This window comes from Desulfitispora alkaliphila (assembly GCF_050433185.1).
Lineage (GTDB): Bacteria > Bacillota > Desulfitisporia > Desulfitisporales > Desulfitisporaceae > Desulfitispora > Desulfitispora alkaliphila.
The window spans coordinates 1-20465 of sequence record NZ_JBNPXS010000001.1 but is presented as its reverse complement, the minus strand read 5'-3'; the positions used below and the strand labels follow the sequence as shown (position 1 = coordinate 20465).

29 protein-coding genes are annotated in these 20465 nt (G+C 45.1%); all 29 read left to right on the top strand.

What is annotated here, in order from left to right:
- The 29 genes from GGQ84_RS00145 (at position 1) to GGQ84_RS00005 (ending at position 20235) form a co-directional block, all read left to right on the top strand.
- Positions 1 to 480 (top strand): Na+/H+ antiporter subunit E, encoded by a 480-nt coding sequence (locus GGQ84_RS00145; RefSeq protein ID WP_429157652.1) that lies wholly within the window; start codon positions 1 to 3, stop codon positions 478 to 480.
- Positions 474 to 755, top strand: a complete 282-nt coding sequence (locus tag GGQ84_RS00140; RefSeq protein ID WP_429157650.1) for a Na(+)/H(+) antiporter subunit F1 — start codon at positions 474 to 476, stop codon at positions 753 to 755. The genes GGQ84_RS00145 and GGQ84_RS00140 overlap by 7 nt, the downstream gene beginning before the upstream one ends.
- On the top strand, positions 727 to 1092 hold the full coding sequence (gene mnhG, locus GGQ84_RS00135; protein ID WP_429157648.1) for a monovalent cation/H(+) antiporter subunit G: 366 nt from the start codon (positions 727 to 729) through the stop codon (positions 1090 to 1092). Before GGQ84_RS00140 ends, mnhG begins: the two co-directional genes overlap by 29 nt.
- 84 nt (positions 1093 to 1176) lie before the next feature.
- Positions 1177 to 1374, top strand: a complete 198-nt coding sequence (rpmE, locus tag GGQ84_RS00130; RefSeq protein ID WP_429157646.1) for a 50S ribosomal protein L31 — start codon at positions 1177 to 1179, stop codon at positions 1372 to 1374.
- Between the two features lie 72 nt (positions 1375 to 1446).
- The gene (gene prfA / locus GGQ84_RS00125) at positions 1447 to 2517 is read left to right on the top strand and encodes a peptide chain release factor 1 (RefSeq protein ID WP_429157645.1); all 1071 of its coding nucleotides are present in this window, start codon (positions 1447 to 1449) and stop codon (positions 2515 to 2517) included.
- 73 nt (positions 2518 to 2590) lie between these two features.
- Positions 2591 to 3460 (top strand): peptide chain release factor N(5)-glutamine methyltransferase, encoded by an 870-nt coding sequence (gene prmC / locus GGQ84_RS00120; protein WP_429157643.1) that lies wholly within the window; start codon positions 2591 to 2593, stop codon positions 3458 to 3460.
- 68 nt (positions 3461 to 3528) lie between these two features.
- Positions 3529 to 4668: a cation:proton antiporter gene (locus tag GGQ84_RS00115; protein ID WP_429157641.1), complete on the top strand. Its 1140-nt coding sequence runs from the start codon at positions 3529 to 3531 to the stop codon at positions 4666 to 4668.
- Between the two features lie 10 nt (positions 4669 to 4678).
- Positions 4679 to 5752, top strand: coding sequence for an L-threonylcarbamoyladenylate synthase (locus GGQ84_RS00110; protein WP_429157639.1), 1074 nt, complete (start codon positions 4679 to 4681; stop codon positions 5750 to 5752).
- An 83-nt stretch (positions 5753 to 5835) separates the two neighbouring features.
- Positions 5836 to 6567 carry a ZIP family metal transporter gene (locus GGQ84_RS00105; protein ID WP_429157637.1) on the top strand — a complete coding sequence of 244 codons (732 nt, stop codon included), beginning with the start codon at positions 5836 to 5838 and terminating at the stop codon, positions 6565 to 6567.
- Entirely contained in the window at positions 6552 to 6995 is a 444-nt protein-coding gene (locus GGQ84_RS00100) for a sulfite exporter TauE/SafE family protein (protein ID WP_429157636.1), read from the top strand. The genes GGQ84_RS00105 and GGQ84_RS00100 overlap by 16 nt, the downstream gene beginning before the upstream one ends.
- Positions 6992 to 7375 carry a sulfite exporter TauE/SafE family protein gene (locus tag GGQ84_RS00095; RefSeq protein WP_429157634.1) on the top strand — a complete coding sequence of 128 codons (384 nt, stop codon included), beginning with the start codon at positions 6992 to 6994 and terminating at the stop codon, positions 7373 to 7375. Before GGQ84_RS00100 ends, GGQ84_RS00095 begins: the two co-directional genes overlap by 4 nt.
- Positions 7376 to 7380: 5 nt before the next feature.
- Positions 7381 to 7974 carry a manganese efflux pump MntP gene (locus GGQ84_RS00090; RefSeq protein ID WP_429157632.1) on the top strand — a complete coding sequence of 198 codons (594 nt, stop codon included), beginning with the start codon at positions 7381 to 7383 and terminating at the stop codon, positions 7972 to 7974.
- A gap of 36 nt (positions 7975 to 8010) precedes the next feature.
- Complete coding sequence (locus tag GGQ84_RS00085) at positions 8011 to 8436, top strand: low molecular weight protein arginine phosphatase (RefSeq protein ID WP_429157631.1); 426 nt, start codon at positions 8011 to 8013, stop codon at positions 8434 to 8436.
- A 56-nt stretch (positions 8437 to 8492) separates the two neighbouring features.
- Positions 8493 to 8936 carry a ribose 5-phosphate isomerase B gene (rpiB, locus tag GGQ84_RS00080; protein ID WP_429157629.1) on the top strand — a complete coding sequence of 148 codons (444 nt, stop codon included), beginning with the start codon at positions 8493 to 8495 and terminating at the stop codon, positions 8934 to 8936.
- Between the two features lie 19 nt (positions 8937 to 8955).
- On the top strand, positions 8956 to 9510 hold the full coding sequence (locus GGQ84_RS00075) for a TIGR01440 family protein (RefSeq protein WP_429157627.1): 555 nt from the start codon (positions 8956 to 8958) through the stop codon (positions 9508 to 9510).
- A 9-nt stretch (positions 9511 to 9519) separates the two neighbouring features.
- Complete coding sequence (locus GGQ84_RS00070; protein WP_429157625.1) at positions 9520 to 10764, top strand: serine hydroxymethyltransferase; 1245 nt, start codon at positions 9520 to 9522, stop codon at positions 10762 to 10764.
- A gap of 28 nt (positions 10765 to 10792) precedes the next feature.
- Positions 10793 to 11422 (top strand): uracil phosphoribosyltransferase, encoded by a 630-nt coding sequence (gene upp / locus GGQ84_RS00065; RefSeq protein ID WP_429157624.1) that lies wholly within the window; start codon positions 10793 to 10795, stop codon positions 11420 to 11422.
- Positions 11423 to 11435: 13 nt separating this feature from the next.
- On the top strand, positions 11436 to 11885 hold the full coding sequence (locus tag GGQ84_RS00060; protein ID WP_429157623.1) for a deoxycytidylate deaminase: 450 nt from the start codon (positions 11436 to 11438) through the stop codon (positions 11883 to 11885).
- Positions 11882 to 13057, top strand: coding sequence for a non-hydrolyzing UDP-N-acetylglucosamine 2-epimerase (gene wecB / locus GGQ84_RS00055; RefSeq protein ID WP_429157621.1), 1176 nt, complete (start codon positions 11882 to 11884; stop codon positions 13055 to 13057). The genes GGQ84_RS00060 and wecB overlap by 4 nt, the downstream gene beginning before the upstream one ends.
- Before the next feature lie 198 nt (positions 13058 to 13255).
- A complete protein-coding gene (locus GGQ84_RS00050; RefSeq protein ID WP_429157620.1) occupies positions 13256 to 13495 on the top strand; it encodes an AtpZ/AtpI family protein in 240 nt (79 codons plus the stop codon).
- Entirely contained in the window at positions 13492 to 13857 is a 366-nt protein-coding gene (locus tag GGQ84_RS00045; protein ID WP_429157619.1) for an ATP synthase subunit I, read from the top strand. Before GGQ84_RS00050 ends, GGQ84_RS00045 begins: the two co-directional genes overlap by 4 nt.
- A gap of 4 nt (positions 13858 to 13861) precedes the next feature.
- Entirely contained in the window at positions 13862 to 14545 is a 684-nt protein-coding gene (atpB, locus tag GGQ84_RS00040) for a F0F1 ATP synthase subunit A (RefSeq protein ID WP_429157618.1), read from the top strand.
- Between the two features lie 39 nt (positions 14546 to 14584).
- A complete protein-coding gene (gene atpE / locus GGQ84_RS00035) occupies positions 14585 to 14815 on the top strand; it encodes an ATP synthase F0 subunit C (RefSeq protein ID WP_429157616.1) in 231 nt (76 codons plus the stop codon).
- 115 nt (positions 14816 to 14930) lie between these two features.
- A complete protein-coding gene (atpF, locus tag GGQ84_RS00030; protein WP_429157614.1) occupies positions 14931 to 15416 on the top strand; it encodes a F0F1 ATP synthase subunit B in 486 nt (161 codons plus the stop codon).
- Positions 15413 to 15976 (top strand): F0F1 ATP synthase subunit delta, encoded by a 564-nt coding sequence (locus tag GGQ84_RS00025; RefSeq protein WP_429157612.1) that lies wholly within the window; start codon positions 15413 to 15415, stop codon positions 15974 to 15976. Before atpF ends, GGQ84_RS00025 begins: the two co-directional genes overlap by 4 nt.
- A 1-nt stretch (position 15977) precedes the next feature.
- Complete coding sequence (gene atpA, locus GGQ84_RS00020; protein ID WP_429157610.1) at positions 15978 to 17483, top strand: F0F1 ATP synthase subunit alpha; 1506 nt, start codon at positions 15978 to 15980, stop codon at positions 17481 to 17483.
- Between the two features lie 36 nt (positions 17484 to 17519).
- A complete protein-coding gene (gene atpG, locus GGQ84_RS00015) occupies positions 17520 to 18374 on the top strand; it encodes an ATP synthase F1 subunit gamma (protein ID WP_429157608.1) in 855 nt (284 codons plus the stop codon).
- A gap of 17 nt (positions 18375 to 18391) precedes the next feature.
- Positions 18392 to 19825, top strand: coding sequence for a F0F1 ATP synthase subunit beta (gene atpD, locus GGQ84_RS00010; protein ID WP_429157606.1), 1434 nt, complete (start codon positions 18392 to 18394; stop codon positions 19823 to 19825).
- 2 nt (positions 19826 to 19827) lie between these two features.
- Positions 19828 to 20235: a F0F1 ATP synthase subunit epsilon gene (locus tag GGQ84_RS00005; protein WP_429157604.1), complete on the top strand. Its 408-nt coding sequence runs from the start codon at positions 19828 to 19830 to the stop codon at positions 20233 to 20235.
- Positions 20236 to 20465 lie beyond the last annotated feature (230 nt).

Below are 20465 nucleotides of genomic sequence, written 5' to 3'. Positions count from 1 at the left end.
ATGGTTAATCAATTTGTACTGAACTTGTTGGTTGCATTTGTGTGGGCGTCATTGACTGGTTTTAATACCCTGAACTTCATCATTGGATTTATCCTAGGTGCCATTTTGATTACAGCATTTAAGATTGTGACAAAGCAAAAGGAGAGCTATTTTACTAGGGTAAACCTGGCTGTTCGGTTACTTCTGGTATTTATCAAAGAACTTCTTGTGGCAAACTGGGCCGTTATTCGCGTGGTGCTGAGTCCTGGCATGAATATTAAGCCTGGAATCATATCCTATCCTTTGGATGTGGAAGACGACTTTCATATTACGCTACTGGCCAATATGATAAGCTTGACTCCTGGAACGTTGTCAATGTACGTATCCGATGACAACAAATATCTTTACATTCACGTAATGGATATAAAGGATAAGGATGAGGTAATCAGCGGTATCAAGAACACTTTTGAAAAGGGAATTAAGGAGGTGGCGGGATGCTAGATATGATTTTAAATATTGGTATGATTGCAGTGGCAGTTTCTATTGCGGCTTGCTTTTACCGGGTAGCTGTAGGTCCCTCCCTTCCTGATAGAGTAATAGCCTTAGACACCATAGGCATCAATATTGTGGCAATGATATCCCTGTTTTCTCTAAAGCATGCCACTCAAATGTATCTAGATGTTATTTTGGTAATTGCCATTCTAGCTTTTATGGGAACAGTGGCTATTTCCAAATTTATGGAAGAAGGTGTTATCATTGACAGAGATAATAGTTAGTCTGTTCGTGTTGGTGGGAGTATTTTTCGTTCTGGCAGGCACCATCGGCGTTTTAAGATTACCTGACGTATACGGCAGAATGCACGCTGCTACCAAGAGTTCTACCTTAGGTGTGGCAAGCATTATGTTAGGCATGCTTGTATTCTTTAGCTTTCAGGGAAATGCTAGCATGAAAACCATCTTGGGAATCCTGTTCATCTTTATGACTGCACCAGTAGGGGCTCACATGATTTCACGAGCTGCATATCGAACGGGAGTAAAGCAATGGGAGAAAAGTGTGGAGGATGACCTAAAAGGCGAGTGTTCAATTAATAGTAAACGAGAGCAAGAATGCTAAACTTTTACAGGTAAAAAGTTTGCAATTGTAAACAGGCTATGCTATAATTAGGATTGCTGATGTTAAATGGAAGAGGTGATTTGCATGAAAGAAAGTATCCATCCGGAGTATACAGATTCTGTCATCATCTGTTCATGTGGTGAAAGAATCGAAACTCGATCAAATAAACCAGAAATTAAAGTTGAAGTATGCTCAAAGTGCCATCCGTTCTATACAGGTAAGCAGAGTAAGGCTAAAGCTGGTGGTCGAGTAGACAGATTCAAGCAGAAATACGGTATTTAATGAAATGGTTGAGCAGAGCGGATAAGCTCTGCTCTTTTTCTTAAATGGAATACAAAAGTTGAGGTGACAAAAATGCTTGACAAGCTTAAGGATATTGAAGAAAAATATGATCATTTGAGCCAACTAGTCAGCGATCCAGACGTGATAGCAGACCAGGCAACTTGGCAAAAACATATAAAAGCTCAGGCAGCCCTAGGTGAAATTGTGGAAGCATATCGAGAGTACAAAAATGTGCTTACAACAATTGAAGAAGCACAGGAAATGTTGAAGGAAGATCAGGAAGAGGAATTCAAGGAAATGGTAGAGCTGGAGCTAGAGGAGAGCAAGGAAAAGAAGGTGGAGCTTGAAGAGCGCCTCAAGATCTTGCTGTTGCCTAGAGATCCTAATGATGATAAAAACGTTATTATGGAAATTCGCGGCGGTGCTGGCGGCGATGAAGCTGCACTGTTTGCAGGCAGTCTTTTCAAAATGTACAGCCGTTACGGAGAGAAACAGGGCTGGAGAGTTGAGATATTGGATTCTCATCCAACGGATATCGGTGGCTTTAAGGAAATCTCCTTTATGATTGAAGGCGACGGTGTTTACAGCAAGCTTAAATTTGAGAGTGGAGTTCATCGTGTTCAGCGTATACCCACCACAGAGTCGGGAGGGCGAATTCACACCTCTACTGCCACAGTGGCTGTGCTACCTGAAGCGGAGGAAGTGGACGTGGATATAGATCAAAACGACCTGCGAATTGACGTATTCTGTTCCAGTGGTCCTGGGGGCCAATCAGTAAACACAACTCAATCAGCAGTGCGGATTACCCACGAGCCAACTGGTATTGTTGTATCATGTCAGGACGAAAAGTCTCAGCATAAGAATAAAGACAAGGCTATGAAGGTATTAATGGCAAAGCTGTTAGATAAGGCTCAAGCAGAGCAACATGGAGAGATGGCCAGTGCCCGAAAGCTACAGGTGGGAACAGGGGACAGAAGTGAGCGGATTAGAACATACAACTATCCCCAGGGTAGAGTAACTGATCACCGCATCGGCCTTACTTTACACAAGCTGGAGGCTATATTGATGGGCGAATTGGACGAATTAGTAGAAACCCTAATTACAACCGATCAAGCAGAAAAGCTTAAAGAGGAAACTAACTAAAAGCCAATGTCGCTCTGCGGCATTGGTTTCTTTTATTTATATATGTGAAACAATAGGGAAAGCAGGTGTACTTATGAATGTGTCTGATGCTCAGCATTGGGGCAGGCAAATTCTCCACCAGGGTGGCCTTGAGGGCGCCCAACTAGAAGCTCAACTCCTGTTGGCTAGGGCAACAAGTCTTACTCGAGTAGAGCTCTATACTAAGGATCAGCAAGTGCTTACAGAAGCTCAGCTGGCTTGGTACAAAGGTGCTATTGAGGAGCGCAGTAAAGGATATCCACTGCAATATTTGTTAGGAGAGCAGAGCTTTATGGGACTGCGATTTAGAGTAACCCCCCAGGTGCTCATTCCCAGAAGTGATACGGAAATTCTTGTAGAAGAAGCCTTGGAGCACGCTGAAGCTACGAGAGGGAAATTAGGAAAAGAGCAGTTGAAAGTTGCCGATGTGTGTACGGGCTCTGGAGCCATAGCTGTCAGTATAGCTGTTCACGCTCCTGATGCTCAAGTCTGGGCCTTGGATATCAGTCAGGAAGCATTGGCAATTGCTCAGCAGAATGCAGCTGACAATGGGGCAAGTGATCGAATTACTTTTATGGCGGGAGATTTATTAGAGCCCTTGATGGAAAGTGAACAACAGTTATTTCACATGATTTTATCTAACCCCCCCTACATTTCGACTGAAGGTTTTAGCCAGGTAGAGGAGGGTGTTAAGCAATATGAGCCCAGATTAGCTTTGGCCGGTGGCGCCGATGGACTAGACTTTTATCGAAGACTAGTGGTGGAAGCTCCGCCGTTGCTTACTCCAGGTGGTGTTTTGGCAGTAGAAATAGGCTGGGATCAGCAGGCTGCAGTGGAAAAGTTGTTTATAGAGGCTGGCTTTGAGGAAGTCCATACAGTTAACGACTACCAGGGTCATCCTCGGGTAGTTATGGGTAATAAATAAGAAAAAGTAATAATTAGAGCAAAAGCTAAATAAAGTTCACTAGACCCACTGGTTTGGAGGGGAAGGAAATGGATTTAGTTTGGCAACTGGCTCTAATTATTCTGGCAGTAAAATCCGCCGGACTGATTTGTAGAAAGCTGAAGCAGCCCGAGGTCTTAGGAAAACTATTGGCTGGAGTGATCTTGGGGCCTTCAATTTTAAATTTACTAACTGTAACTGGACCTATCAAGGCTATGGCCGAGCTAGGTGTTATTTTACTCATGTTTCTAGCTGGACTAGAGACGGAACTAAAACGCTTTAGAGAGACGGGAAAAGCATCTGCCTTTAGTGCTTTGGGAGGTATAGTATTGCCCTTAGCAGGTGGGCTGTGGTTGGCATTATCCTTTGACATGAGTTTAAAGGCGGCACTTTTTGTGGGTATAACTCTTACTGCCACCAGTGTTAGCATTTCGGTTCAAACTCTTCGGGAAATGGGTAAGCTGCAAAGTAAAGAGGGAACTACCATCATGGGAGCTGCAGTTATTGATGATATTTTGGGTATCATAATGCTGTCATTGCTTTTAGGCGCAGTGGCAGGAGCGGATAGCGATGACTTAGTCTTTTTGGTGGCAAAAATCTTTATTTTCTTTATCGCTGTCTTTTTGGTAGCCAAGTGGATATTGCCGCCCCTACTGCAGTTAGTAGAAAGGGTGGGAGTGCACCAAGGGTTTGTGCCCTTGAGTATAAGTATTTGCTTACTGCTGGCTTACTTTTCTGATCTCTCTGGATTGGCCACTATTACAGGGGCCTACTTAGCAGGAATTATAATGAACCAACTGGGTTATACCAGACTTATATACGAAAAAATAGACGCCATCAGTTACAACTTTTTTGTCCCAGTGTTTTTAGTCAGTATTGGACTGGGAATTCAGATATCTGATTTGGGAGGGTCAATTCCCTTTGTACTAGCACTGACAGCAATGGCTGTAATAACTAAAGTGCTGGGAGGAGGGCTTGGCGCCATGCTAGGCGGTTTCCCTGTTTCCAATTCTGTAGCGGTGGGAACTGGCTTAGTATCCCGGGGGGAAATTGCCTTAATTGTAGCATCCCTGGGGTTAAATAAGGGTTTAATATCGGGAGATATTTTTGCCAGCATAGTGGCTATGGTTTTGTTAACTACAATGGCCACACCTTTGTTTTTAAAAATGACTATGAAGAATATAAAGTGAGGGAGTACCCATGAGCCAACTAGCTACAAAATACATAAAAATTAAGGCAACAGAATCATTAGAAGAGCAACTAGCTGAAATGGGAACCATATTGAGTCAAGGGGGGGCTGTGGCATTCCCTACAGAAACGGTCTACGGATTGGGTGCCAATGCCCTGGACCCAGAGGCGGTGGCAAAGATTTTTCAGGCAAAGGGCCGTCCTCAGGATAACCCTTTAATTGTACATATTAGCAGTAGAGAGCAGCTAGAAGGATTGGTGAGAGAAGTAAACCTAATGGCGGAAAAGCTGATGGAAGCCTTTTGGCCAGGGCCCTTAACTATAGTGCTGCCTAAATCTCAGTTAGTACCTAAAGAGGTAACTGCTGGCTTAGATACTGTGGCAGTGCGCATGCCCGATCACCAAGTAGCTTTAGCGTTAATTGAAGTAGCCCAAGTGCCAGTGGCTGCCCCTAGTGCTAACACATCTGGTCGGCCTAGCCCTACAGAGGCTGCTCATGTTCAACAAGATTTAGGCGGAAGAGTAGATGCCTTGGTAGACGGCGGTACTGCCCAAGTGGGGTTAGAGTCTACAGTAGTAGATGTGAGTAGTAAGGTGCCCACGGTGCTGCGCCCAGGTAGTATTACTGTAGAAATGATTGCCCAAGTTTTGGGGACGGAGGTGCAAGTAGATAGGGCTCTGTTGGAGAAAGAGGCTGCACCTAGATCTCCGGGAATGAAGTATGCCCATTACTCACCTAGAGGCCAGGTAACCCTGCTTCGCGGCAGTGAGGCGGACAAGCTAGTTGCCAAGATGGGAGAGCTGGTTCGGGCGGCCCAAGTAGATGGAAAGAGGGCAGCGGTGCTTTGCTCCAGTGAAACCGCACCTAAATACCGAGAAACGCTTCAGCAGCCTTACTTTCTTTTGGAGCTAGGGTCAAGGTATGACTTAGCCCAGGTTTCCCGGCGTTTATATCAATGTCTGCGCCAATGCGATCAACTGGGGGCAGAACTTATCTATGCTGAAAGCTTTGAGCGAACAGGTTTGGGGATGGCCATTATGAATAGACTGGACAAGGCTGCCAACTATCGAGTTGTGGAAAGTTAGTTCGTTATAGTTAGTTCTATTACAACCCCTAAGGCAATAGATTTAAAAGTATATGAAGACTTTTAAATCTGAAGGTGATAATTATGGGGAAAATGCTAATTATAAGCGCGGTTGCTGGATTGGCCACGGTCCTGGGAGCCTTAATAGTAGTGGCTTTGGGCAAGCCCAGTGAAAGAAAGCTAGCTGCTTTTCTCGGTGGCGCGGCGGGAATTATGTTGGTAGTAGTGGTATTAGATTTGATTCCCTCTGCTATTACCTATGGGAGTATAGGCGTAGCTTTTTTGGGTTTTATCACAGGAGCAGCTATACTATGGCTGTTAGATAAGATTATTTCTCGATTTCATGATAACCGCTCTAGTGGTATGCGAGATCAGGCCTACCTGAAGAAAATGGGTTATCTAATTGCAGTGGGGATAGCTCTCCACGACCTTCCTGAGGGGATTGCCATAGCTGTAGGCTATGCGGCTACGGAAAATTTGGGCTTATCACTGGCACTAGCCATAGGAATGCACAATATTCCAGAGGGAATGGCTGTGGCAGCTCCCATGCGAATGGCCCAGGTGAAGGGGATAGCTATTTTGGGATTGACATTAGTAGTGGCCCTGTTTACGCCTTTGGGAGCACTTATAGGCTTTGCCCTAGTAACCTTATCTCAGAACTCCATGGCCTTTCTTTTGGCGCTAGCTGGCGGAGCTATGGGTTATATTGTGGTGAGCGAATTAGTGCCTGAATCCATGCGACGACACCCTAACTATGCCAAGCTAGGAATAGCTATAGGTATTATAATAATGACAACAATTTGGTTTTTGCATTAATAATTATTAGCTTGCTTGGTAAAAATGACATTATGAAAGCAAACTGCAATATCTTAGGAATAGAAATTGGATATAAGCGCTTGGCACTTATCTTTGTTATTGGGGTTGTTACCGGGTTAGTTAATGGCCTTCTGGGCATTGGAGGTGGCACCATTTTGATACCGGCCATGGTCTTTTTACTGTCTGAAACCCAGCATCAGGCCCATGGCACATCACTGGCTATTATACTACCCACAGCACTGGTCAGTTCGCTGGTTTATCAATCCCATGGCAATTTAGACTTGTTACTGGCAGCAAAGGTGGCTACCAGCGGTATGGTAGGGGGTTATCTGGGTGCAAAGCTGATGAATCGGATTCCCCCAGTGGCGCTCCAAAAAATATTTGGCATCTTTATGGGATTGGCTGGATTGAGGATGATGCTGCCATGACAATTATTTTAATTGGCCTAGCCATGGGTGTGCTCAGCGGTATGGCTCTGGGAGGAGGAACATTGCTGGTGCCCGCATTAGTTTTTTTTGTGGGTGTGGAACAGCATGTGGCCCAGGGTGTATCGTTGGCTGCCTTTATCCCTACTGCCATAGTTGCTGTTATAACCCATTACCGCCAAAACAACGTAAAGCTGAAGCTAGCTTTATTTTTAATGGTGGGAAGTGCCTTGGGCGCAGTAGTGGGTGCCAATTTGGCAGCAGGTATAGAAGCTGAGCACCTAAAGCGAATTTTCGGAGGGTTTTTAATCGTCATGGGGATCTACGAATTTTTTGGTAGGGCTCGAGTGAAACAAAAGGCAAAGGAAAAAGAAAAGGAGTAGGTGTGATGACAACATTAACATTGTTAGTTGTAGCTATAGCCTTGGGGACAGATGCTTTTTCAATGGCAGTGGGCATTGGTGCTGGAGCCAAGCTTGCGGGCAAAAAAATTCTATTAGTGTCTGGGGTAATTGCCATATTTCACGTTATAATGCCTTTAGTTGGATTGACTATTGGCTCCATTCTAGGTCAAACAGTTGGAGATATAGCCATTTTTATCGGTGCCGCAGTGCTGATCCTGATTGGGGCCCACATGATTAGAGAGGGCTTTAAAGGAGATGATGGGGAAGTCATTCCCGCCCAGGGTAAGCAGCTGGCAGCTACGGCTAAGGCAGGTCAACCCATGGTTATAACCAGCTTCTGGGGCCTGATGGTACTGGCAGCTAGTGTGAGTATTGATGCTTTGACCGTAGGTTTTGGTTTGGGGACCATGCAGGCTAATGTTCTGACTACAGTGTTGGTTATGGGAGCTGTAGCTGGTATTATGACTGCCATAGGATTAATATTTGGACGCAAATTGGGCAACTTGCTGGGAGAAAAGGCTATAATTGTTGGTGGAATTATCTTAGTGGGCATTGGCATTCATATGATTTTCTTTTAAAATATAGGGCAAGAGGTAAAAAAGAGGTGAATAAAGATGAAAAAGAAAATACTATTTCTTTGCACTGGCAACACCTGTCGTAGCAGTATGGCTCAACTCCTTGCCCATAATCAGTTGAAAAAAAAGGGGCTTGAGGGGCGGGTAGAGGTGGACTCTGCTGGAACTGCTGCCTTTCCTGGGCAGGAGGCCAATCCCCATGCGGTTACTGTGATGGACGAGCTGGGGCTAGATTTGGATTATCACAGAGCCAAGCTTTTAGATGAAGCTAATTTGAAAGAAGCTAGCTTAGTAGTTGCTATGACAGAGGGCCACAAGCAGCAACTGTTAGCTCTAAACCCTGAGTTTAACGGGGAAGTGGTTGTATTAGGTGTCCCTGACCCTATCGGTGGAAGTATACAAGAGTACCGCCGGTGCAGGGATTACTTGGAAAGGGAAATCGCAAAAATATTGAAGGACTTTTAAGAAATTTGTAGAAAACTATTTGGTTAAGACATGAATAAAGGTAGGAGATGATGAAAGTGAAGATTGCCATAGGCAGCGATCACGGCGGTTTCCATCTAAAAAAGGAAATTATCAAGCTTTTAGAAGAGCAAGGCCGTGACTATAAAGATTTTGGTACATATAGTGAAGATTCAGTGGACTATCCAGATATCAGCTTGAAAGTGGCTGAGAGTGTTCAGTCCGGTGAATTTGACCGCGGGATTCTTATCTGCGGTACGGGCATCGGGATTGGCATTGCGGCTAACAAGATGGCTGGAATTAGGGCAGCCCTTTGTCACGACACATTTAGTGCCCAGGCGTCTCGTCAGCACAACAATGCCAATATATTGACCATGGGAGAGCGGGTAATAGGACCCGGCGTGGCCAAGGAAATAGTGAAGTTTTGGTTGGATACAGAGTTTGAAGGGGGCAGACACACTCGCCGCATAGACAAGATTGGTTTGATGGAGAGAAGCTTTTAAAGTAAAGGGGTGATTCTCTGTGGATCTAAATAGCATAACGTCTCAGGTGAGGCAAGCTGTAGAAGGGCTAGTGCAGGAAGCTAAACTACAGCAGGGCCAAATCCTAGTGGTTGGCGGTAGTACCAGTGAAGTTGCTGGAGAGAGAATTGGCACAAAAGGCAGTAGCCAAATAGCGGAAGCGATTTTAGAGCCCGTATTGGAGGTAACCAAAAGGGAAGGCCTATTCCTGGCTATTCAGTGCTGTGAGCACTTGAATCGAGCCCTAGTAGTGGAGCAACAGGCGGTGGACAAGTACAACTTGGAGCCGGTCACAGTGGTTCCCGTGCCCCAGGCGGGGGGAGCTCTAGCTTCAAAGGCCTTTGACATATTTACAAATCCCGTGGCTGTGGAAAGCATTAGCGCCCATGGGGGGATGGATATTGGAGACACATTCATAGGCATGCACTTAAAAGCGGTGGCAGTACCTGTGAGATTAGATATTAAGCAGATAGGGAATGCCCATCTGACTTTGGCCCGAACTAGACCAAAGCTAATTGGCGGTCAGCGGGCTGTATACATAATTGAGGGGAGATGAGTTTTAACAATGGAAAGCATTAAAACAGTAGCAGCAGTAGACCAAGAGCTGGCTCAGGCTATAGAAGCAGAAAAGAATAGGCAGGAGAATAACATCGAATTGATTGCCTCAGAGAACTTTGTATCTCAAGCGGTAATGGCCGCACAAGGCTCAGTGCTTACTAATAAATACGCGGAAGGGTATCCTGGCAAGCGCTATTACGGTGGGTGTGAGCACGTGGACGTGGCAGAAGATTTAGCTCGTGAGAGAGCTAAGAAGCTCTTTGGAGCTGATCACGCCAATGTACAGCCCCATTCAGGAGCCCAGGCTAATACGGCAGTTTATTTTGCCGCTCTAGAACCAGGAGACACAGTACTAGGTATGGATCTAAGCCACGGTGGTCACTTGACCCACGGTAGCCCGGTAAACATTTCAGGGGTTTACTTTAACTTTGTGGCCTATGGAGTAGAAGAAGAAAATGAACAAATAAACTATGAGGAACTGAGAGAGCAGGCTCTAAAGCACAAGCCTAAGATGATAGTGGCTGGAGCCAGTGCTTATCCAAGAGCTATAGACTTTGCTAAAATTGGAGAAATAGCTAAAGAGGTAGGGGCTCTATTCATGGTGGATATGGCTCACATTGCCGGATTAGTGGCAGCGGGAATACATCAAAACCCAGTTCCCCACGCAGACTTTGTTACAACCACTACTCACAAGACCTTGCGCGGTCCTCGAGGTGGAATGATTTTGTGTACTGAAGAGTGGGCTAAGAAAGTGGACAAAGCTATCTTTCCTGGAATTCAGGGGGGACCACTTATGCACGTGATTGCGGCTAAGGCTGTTGCATTTAAGGAAGCACTAGAGCCCAGCTTTGTAGATTATCAAAAACAAATAATAAAGAACGCTCATGCTCTGGCAGAGGGGCTAGTGGAAGCAGGCTTCAAGCTAGTATCAGGAGGGACTGACAACCACCTGATGTTAGTAGATGTGAAGAGCACTAAAGGAATTACTGGAAAAGTAGCTGAAGAAGTATTAGACCGAATCGGCATCACTGTAAACAAAAACACCATTCCTTTTGAAACGGAGAGTCCCTTTGTGACTAGTGGTATCAGAGTGGGTACTCCTGCAGCAACCTCTAGAGGCATGGATGAGGCAGCTATGAAGGAGATTGCAGTTGCCATCAACCTGGCCCTATCAAATCCAGAAGATGAAGCAGAGTTAGAGAAGGCCAGAGCAATTGTGAAGAAACTAACCCAAGCATTCCCCTTATATTAGAGCTAGACCTGTTAGGAGGAAGTATTTAATGTCAAAAGTACACGTTTTAGATCACCCGTTGATACAGCACAAATTGACCTATATTAGAGACGAGAAAACAGGAGCCAAAGAGTTTAGAGAGTTGGTAGAAGAAGTATCTAACTTAATGGCATATGAAGTGAGCCGAGACTTTCCCTTGCAGGAAATCGAAATTACAACACCTGTAAAAAAATGCAAGGCAAAGGTTCTTTCAGGAAAAAAAGTTGGAATTATCCCTATCCTCAGAGCTGGATTGGGCATGGTAAACGGAATTTTAGAGTTGATTCCAGCAGCAAAGGTAGGGCACGTGGGGCTCTATCGAGACCCGGACACTCTTCAGCCTGTGGAGTACTACTGCAAGCTCCCTACCGATGTTCCTGAGCGAGACTTAATAGTAGTTGACCCCATGTTAGCTACAGGGGGATCGGCCACTGCAGCAATTCAATTCCTCAAGGACAAGGGTGCTAAAAGCATTAAGCTCATGTGCTTATTAGCTGCTCCAGAGGGAATTGAGCTAGTGCAGAAGGATCATCCTGATGTGAACATTTTCGTGGCAGCTATAGATGAAAAGCTGAACGAGAAGGGTTACATAGTCCCAGGCCTTGGAGATGCAGGGGACAGGCTTTACGGAACAAAGTAAGGGGGAGTAAGTTATGCGACCCAGTTGGGACAAATACTTTTTTGATATTATTGAGGTAGTAGCCAAGCGCTCTACCTGCAAGCGGCGTCGAGTTGGCGCCGCTATTGTTAAAGATAAGCGGATTTTGAGCACTGGCTACAACGGTGCCCCATCCGGTTTAGAGCATTGTCTAGATAGGAATTGCCTGCGGGATGAAATGCAAGTGCCCTCGGGAGAGCGGCATGAGTTATGCCGTGGACTCCACGCGGAGCAAAATGCTATCATTCAAGCGGCTTTACACGGGGTAAGCATTAAGGGTGGGACCTTTTACATCACCCATCAGCCATGTTCGCTTTGTGCCAAGATGATTGTAAACGCAGGCATTCAGAAGGTAGTATTTAAGGGTAGCTATCCCGATGAACTAGCCATGAGTATCTTTCAAGAGGCACAGGTAGAGCTAGTAGTAGCTAATGAAACAGAATGAGAGTAGGTGGAATAGTGGCAGCAAAAGCGAAAGTGATGACTATTTTTGGGACCAGGCCTGAGGCCATTAAAATGGCACCCCTGGTAAAGGAATTAGAGCAATCGGAAGTGCTTGAGTCGGTAGTAACTGTAACTGCTCAGCACCGGGAAATGCTGGATCAGGTTATGGATTTGTTTAAGATTGTGCCCGATTACGACTTGAACCTTATGCGCCCGGGACAAACCCTGTTTACCATTACAGCGGGAGCGCTTACTGGCTTAGAGGGAGTGCTGAAAAATGAAAAACCGGATTTAGTACTAGTTCACGGAGACACTACCACTACCTTTGTGGCGGGCCTAGCTTCATTTTACCTGCAGATACCCGTGGGGCATGTGGAGGCGGGATTGCGAACAGGCAACAAGTTGTCTCCCTTTCCCGAGGAGATGAACAGGCGTCTCACAGGAGTAGTGGCTGACTTGCACTTTGCTCCTACAGTTAACTCTGGGCAAAACCTGCTAGATGAGGGGATTTCTCCAGAGAGTATCTACACTACTGGAAATACGGTAATTGATGCTCTCAAGACCACTGTGGACAAGGAATACACCTTTGATGATCCAGTGCTAAAGCAGGTGGACTTTGACAATAAGAAGGTTATTTTAGTTACAGCTCACCGCCGTGAGAACCTGGGGGAGCCCATGGCCAGAATTTTCCGTGGTATCAGACGAGTGTTAGAGCAGGTACCTGAGGCAGAAGTAATATTTCCCGTTCACAAAAACCCAAAGGTTCGAGAAGTAGTAGAGCAGGAGTTAGGGGATATTCAGCGGGTGCACCAAATAGAGCCCTTGGACTATGAGCCCTTTGTAAACCTATTACAGAAGAGTTATCTGATTATGACTGACTCGGGAGGAATTCAAGAGGAAGCTCCCTCTTTAGGAAAGCCAGTACTAGTCTTAAGGGACACTACTGAGCGGCCTGAAGCAGTTAATGCTGGTACAGTGAGACTAGTGGGTACTGATGCAGAAAAGGTGGAGCAGGAAGCTCTAAAGCTCCTAAAAGACCCCAGTGCATACCGGGAAATGTCCAATGCGGTCAACCCTTACGGTGACGGTTTGGCCAGCAGGAGAATAGTTCAGGCCATTGAGAAAAAATTAGGGTTCAGGAAGGATAAACCAGAGGAATTTAGAGCAGATTAAATGTAAAATAAAGAAAATACAGCTAAACAATAAAATCAATATTAAAAATTGTTTGACAATATCACTGGAAATGTTATATTATTCTGTAAATGAGGAAAAAATCAGAATAGAAGGATTTTTTAGATTGGCAGGACATTGAAAGCAAAGGAAGAATTATAACTTATAGTTAATAATTAACTTTAGTCTGGTGGGTATAATATGAGCGGTAAAAGCCAATGGATGGTATTGCGTTTTATTCACATGGGGTTTTCCTTCGGTATCACCTTTGCTGTCTTAAGCTTCATGGGCTACCTAGGAGGAAACTACCTGGACCAGCGCCTGGGAACAGCTCCTGTTTTTTTGATCTTGGGGATCATGGCAGGAGGAGGACTGGCTTTTTACAGCTTGATAAAAGAAATCCTACTCTATGATAAGATAAATCGAGATGATGTGAAATGAATAGACGAGAAATGCTAACCCAGGGAAAGCTAATTGCAGTTACTGGGATGACCATAGCCGTGATAGCAGCTCTATTAGGGTACAAGGATTTTTCCAGTGGAGTGCTTGGGGGAACAGCAATTAGCATCATTAATATGTATATAATGTATCAGGCCCTAGCAGTCGGACAAGCAAACCCACAGAGGGCACAAAAAATCTTTGTGAGCAGATATATATTTAGGCTCGTGTTATCCCTTGCTGCTCTAGCCATATCAGCAATTTGGGGTGTGGCTACAGTTCTGGGAGTGATAACGGGACTATTTACGTATATACTAAGCTATTTACCAGATATAGGACGCATAATAATTGGCCGAAAGGGGTGAAATTGTGGACGAAAAAGTATATGAACTCTCCAAAATTATGGAGAAAATGACACCAGAACTACTTACCATAGGGCCTATCCCAATTAGTACCACAGTATTCTATCAATGGCTCGCTATGTTAGTGTTGTTCACGCTGGTATTTGTTGCTACCAGAAATATTCAGAAAAAGCCTAAGGGAGCTCAGACTGTTGTGGAGTTATTGATAGGTTTTATTTACAGCCTTTCTGATCCAGCTCTTGGGAAAGAAGGAAGAAAGTTCTTGCCCCTTTTGGGATCACTTTTTATGTTCATATTAACTATGAACCTGTTGTGGTTTATTCCAAATGCCATGCCACCGACCACTGACCTTAGTACTACTCTTGGTCTGGCATTAGGTACTATTGTTACATTAAATATTATTGGAATTAAAACCAATGGCTTAGGAGGCCACTTGAAGCATTTTGCGCAGCCGCCGGCATTAACACCACTAAATGTGATAGAGGAACTAGTCAAGCCGGTCTCGCTTTCTTTACGTCTTTTCGGTAACATGTTTGGTGAGAAGGTAGCAGTAACTATTCTGTTTATCTTAATACCAATTTTAATTCCCACCCCAGTAATGATGCTGGGAGTATTAATGGGATGTATTCAAGCATTTGTATTTACCTTATTAACTGTTACTTATTTAAGTCAAGCAGTTCATGGACACTAAAAGAAAAAGCAATATACCTTGGAAAGGAGGGAAACAATTATGGAACTAACAAGTATTGCATTCTTAGCTGTAGGCTTAGCTATGGGTCTGGCTGTAATAGGATCAGCACTAGGGCAAGGTAGAGCGGCAGCTGCGGCAATGGAGGGAATTGCTCGCCAGCCAGAGGCAGCCGGTGACATCAGAACAACCTTACTTCTTGCGTTAGCATTTATTGAGGCATTGACGCTGTTTACGTTTGTAATCTCAATTTTGATGTGGACTAAGCTGTAAATTGCGGTTACATCCACATAAATTCTTGGAATTATAAGTACAAGCTAGGGCGAATGGGGGTGAACAGCCGATCATTCGCCCACCTACTATTTAGGCGAGAGAGGAGGTTGTCTCGGTGCACTTTGATTTTTGGACATTATTATGGACTATACTCAATCTCTTCGTGGTGATTGTTGTTTTAAATAAATTACTCTATAAGCCAATGACTGAAATGATGGAAAAGCGAGAGAATGAAATCGAAGAATCCATCAACAAGGCGGCAACAGACAGAAAAGAAGCAGAAGCCCTCTTGGCAGACTACAAATCTCAAATAGCAAACGCTAAAAGCGAAGCTCAGAAGATTATCAAAGAAGCTAGTGAGGCTGCTGAAAAGAATAAGGAGCAAATTACCGCCAAGGCTACTGAGGAAGCGGAGCGAACTCTAGAAAAGGCTAGACGAGAAATCCGCTTAGAGAAGGAAAAGGCCTTAGGGGAAGTGCGAGATGAGATTGCCACCTTAGCAGTATTGGCTGCTGGGAAAGTCGTAGATAAGTCTATCTCGGTTGAAGACCACGAGAAGATGGTGCGTCAATTCGTTGATCAGGTAGGGGATGTCCAATGATTAACAAGGCGGTAGCCCGAAGATATGCCCATGCCCTGTTTCAGCTTGCTCAGGAGAAAAAAATCCTAGATCAAGTTCAAGATGAATTGACTCAAGTTGTAGCTACCATTGAAGAAAATGACAAGTTAAAGAGTATTTTAGAGCACAGGTTAATACCAGAAGGCGAAAAACGAGAGCTCATTAAAAAGAGTTTTGGTCAATTTTTGTTACCGGAAACCTTGAATTTTATCATGTTAACTATAGATAAGAAACGCGAAACCTATCTCAAAGAGATTTTAGGACAGTATAAACTATACGCTGATGAGGCCAGAAACCTCTATCGAGCAGAAGTTACTGCTGCCAGTCAGTTGACTCCAGCCCATGTAAGTGACTTGGAGAGCAAACTTTCCAAGCTCACGGGGAAAGAAGTCAAAGTGACGGTGAATGTTAACCCAGAGCTTATAGGTGGACTAATAGTTAAGCTAGGTGACAAAGTGATTGATGGCAGTGTAACTAAGCGATTAGAGATGTTGCAGCGCAATTTGAAGAGTATCAACTTTACAGTAAGTGGGGTGAACTAACGTGAGTATCAGGCCAGAAGAAATAAGCTCAATCCTGAAACAACAGATAGAAAATTATGAAGCAGACGTTGAAGTAACAAACGTGGGAACAGTTATTCAGGTTGGGGACGGTATCGCCCGTATATATGGCTTGGAAAAGGCCATGGCCGGTGAGTTGTTGGAATTTCCCGGCGGCGTTTACGGCATGGTGCAGAACTTAGAAGAAGACAATATCGGTTGTGTTATCCTAGGCCCCTATACTGATATCAAGGAAGGGGACCAGGTTAAGAGAACGGGCAGAATTGCGGAGGTTCCCGTAGGGGACGCTATGATTGGCCGTGTAGTTAACGCACTGGGCCAGCCTGTTGACGGCAAAGGAGAAATCAAGACTGATAAATTCCGACCAGTTGAAGCGGAAGCTCCTGGTGTTGTAGCTAGAAAATCAGTACACGAACCAATGCAGACTGGGATTAAAGCTATCGACGCAATGGTTCCCATCGGTAGAGGACAGCGGGAATTGATTATCGGTGACCGTCAGACTGGTAAGACGGCAGTAGCCGTTGACACAATTATCAACCAAAAGGCTCAAGATGTCATATGTATTTATGTTGCCATTGGACAGAAGGCTTCTACAGTAGCTGGGGTAGTGTCCAAGCTTGAGGAAACAGGGGCAATGGATTATTCTATCGTAGTGGCGGCGTCAGCAAGTGAGCCAGCACCTTTGTTGTTCTTAGCACCCTATGCGGGCTGTGCTATGGCAGAAGAATTTATGTATCAAGGTAAGCACGTACTTATTATCTATGATGACTTATCAAAGCAAGCGGTAGCATACCGTGAGTTATCATTGCTACTTAAAAGACCTCCAGGTCGAGAGGCATTCCCAGGGGACGTATTCTACTTACACTCTCGCCTATTAGAGCGAGCAGCAAAGTTAGACGATAGCCTAGGTGGAGGTTCCATTACAGCCCTACCTATTATTGAAACCCAGGCTGGGGACGTATCAGCATATATTCCTACAAACGTTATTTCAATTACTGACGGTCAGATTTTCTTGGAGTCAGACCTGTTCTACGCCGGTCAACGACCAGCTATTAACGTGGGTCTGTCAGTATCTCGGGTTGGTGGTTCAGCTCAGATTAAGGCCATGAAGCAGGTAGCAGGTCGTTTGAGACTTGACTTGGCTCAGTTTAGAGAGCTAGCAGCCTTTGCCCAGTTCGGTTCAGATTTGGACAAGGCTACTCAGGCTAGATTGGCTCGTGGTGAGAGAATGCAAGAGATCTTGAAACAGGGGCAATATGACCCAATGGCAGTAGAAGAACAAGTAGTTGTTATATATGCTGCAGTTAACGGTTTCTTAGATGATCTACCAGTAGATCAAGTTAAGAAGTTTGAGAGAGAATACTTGGAGTACATGCGCAACTCTAAGTCTGACTTAATGAAGAATATTGTGGAAAAAGGTAAGCTAGAAAAAGACCTAGAGGAGCAGTTGAAAAAAGCCTTAGATGACTTTAAACAGAGCTTTAAGTAAACGTGACCACTATACAGAGTGAGGTGGTGAAACTAGATGGCAGGAATGCGGGATATCAAGCGGCGGATACGCTCGGTTAAAAATACCCAGCAGATAACTAAGGCCATGAAAATGGTTTCAGCTGCCAAGTTGAGAAAGGCGCAAGAGCGGGTTGTAGCAGCTCGGCCTTTCAAGAGTAAGCTGGAAGAGGTATTGAAGCGATTGGTGGCTGTGTCTGGTGAGATAGACCATCCCTTAATTCAGGTAAGAGAGCCCCAAAAGGCTGCCTATGTGGTAGTTACCGCAGACAAAGGGCTTTGCGGAGGCTATAACAGTAACCTGATTAAGTTGGCTCACAAACAGGTGGAGCAGAGCGAAATACCTGCTGAAGTAGTGGCAGTTGGTCGCAAGGGAAGAGATTTCTTCCGTCGCAAGGAAAAAAGAATAGGCCATGAATTTATCAACATTGGCGAAGAGATAAATATAGAGTTGGCTCGTCAAGTGACGCGAGCAGTCACTAATATGTACGAGTCTGGTGAATACGACCAGATTTACTTGGTCTACACAGAATTTATGACAGCAATACAACAGCAACCAGTAGTCAAAAAGCTTCTGCCCATCGATCCACCTGAGGACGAAGGCGAAGATGCAGGAGACTACATCTTTGAGCCCAGTGCGGAGGAGGTTCTCAATACCTTATTGCCGCGTTACGTGGAAAATGTTGTCTATCAGGCCCTGTTAGAGGCCAAGGCCAGCGAACACGGAGCAAGAATGACAGCCATGGGCTCTGCAACAGACAACGCAGCAGAGATGATTGAAAAGCTTACGCTTTCCTATAACAGAGCTAGACAGGCGGCAATTACCCGGGAGATTTCCGAAATCGTCGGCGGCGCTGAGGCACTGAAGCAGTAAAGGAGGGAAATTAGACCATGAATACAGGAAAAGTTGTTCAGGTTATCGGCCCCGTAGTTGACATCGAGTTTGAACCGGGGCAGCTGCCTGAAGTATACAACGGCGTTGAAATAAAGAGTGAATTTCAAGACGACCTAGATGAGGCGGCTAAAGAACTAGAATTTAACATTACCCTAGAAGTGGCCCAGCACTTGGGGAACAACATGGTTCGTACTGTTGCCATGAGCTCAACTGATGGATTGCAGCGGGGCATGGTAGCTAAGGATACAGGCAAGGCAATTGCTGTACCTGTAGGTGATGATACCCTAGGCCGAATGTTTAACGTACTGGGAGACCCAATTGATGAGCAGGGTGAAGTTAATGCTAAGGAAGAATGGCCTATTCACCGTCAGGCTCCCACCTTTGAACAGCAGGAACCATCTACTGAGATGCTGGAAACAGGAATTAAGGTAGTTGACCTGTTGGCTCCTTACGCCAAAGGTGGTAAGGTAGGTCTATTTGGAGGTGCCGGTGTAGGTAAGACGGTACTTATTATGGAGTTAATTAGAAACATCGCTTACGAGCACGGTGGCTACTCGGTTTTTGCCGGTGTAGGTGAGCGTACTCGTGAGGGTAATGACTTATGGCATGAGATGAAGGACTCTGGCGTTATCGACAAAACAGCCCTAGTTTTCGGTCAGATGAACGAGCCCCCTGGTGCAAGACAGCGGGTTGGTCTAACAGGACTTACTATGGCAGAGTACTTCCGTGATAAGCAAGGACAGGACGTACTGTTCTTCGTGGATAACATCTTCCGATTTACTCAGGCAGGCTCTGAGGTATCGGCCCTATTGGGACGTATGCCTTCAGCGGTAGGTTACCAGCCTACTTTGGCCACTGAGATGGGTAACTTGCAGGAGCGAATTACATCAACTAAAGAGGGTTCTATTACATCAGTGCAGGCTATTTACGTACCTGCCGATGACTTGACTGACCCGGCTCCGGCAACAACATTTGCCCACTTGGATGCTACTACAGTACTTTCAAGAGCCATTTCAGAGTTGGGTATCTACCCAGCGGTGGACCCCTTGGATTCAACCTCTAGAATTTTAGAGCCTGAAATCTTAGGTGAAGAGCACTATCGAGTAGCTCGAGATGTACAGTCAGTACTACAGCGCTACAAAGAGCTACAGGACATTATCGCCATCCTAGGTATGGACGAATTATCTGATGAAGATAAGCTTGTAGTATCAAGAGCTAGAAAGATACAGCGTTTCTTGTCCCAGCCGTTCTTCGTGGCAGAGCAGTTTACAGGAATCTCTGGTAAATACGTGGCCATTGCGGATACGATTAAAGGCTTTAAGGAGATTGTTGAAGGGAAACACGACAACTTGCCAGAGCAGGCCTTCTACATGGTAGGGACCATTGAAGAGGCGGTAGAGAAGGGCAAAGAGCTAGAAGGGAATGGGTAATTATGGCTCAAAAAGCTCTAAAAATGGAAGTGGTAACTCCTGAAAGGACCGTGTTCAGCGATGATGTGGAATCAGTGGTAGTTCCTGCAACGCAAGGATATTTGGGAGTCCTATATAACCACGCACCTATGATCACTGGGCTAGAAATTGGTGTTATCAAGTACACAAAAGACAACAAAGAGAACCTGATGGCAGTGACTGGTGGATTTATGGAAGTTATGGATAACAAGTTAGTTGTCCTAGCTGATGCTGCAGAACTATCTAGCGAAATAGATGTAATCAGGGCTCAAGAGGCCAAGAAAAGAGCGGAGCAACGCATAGAGACAAAGAAGGAAGAGATTGACTTTGAGCGAGCTAAGCTGGCACTATATCGCGCCCTTAACCGGATTGAGGCAGCAGAAAAGGACTAGCATAAAAATTACCAGGATGTCCATGCAGGATATTTAAGAAAAGAATAGAATAAATATTATATTGCTTTAAATCAAAGCAATTAACCTAAAGACGGAAATACCCTGTCCATGCAAATGGGCAGGGTATTTCTGTATGTGTGCCCGGCACGGGCGGTAACTTGGCGGTGAAAGTCCGCTGTGGGCTTGGTAGTGGGAACCACTAGCCAATGACAAGGGTGTCCATCGCGAGG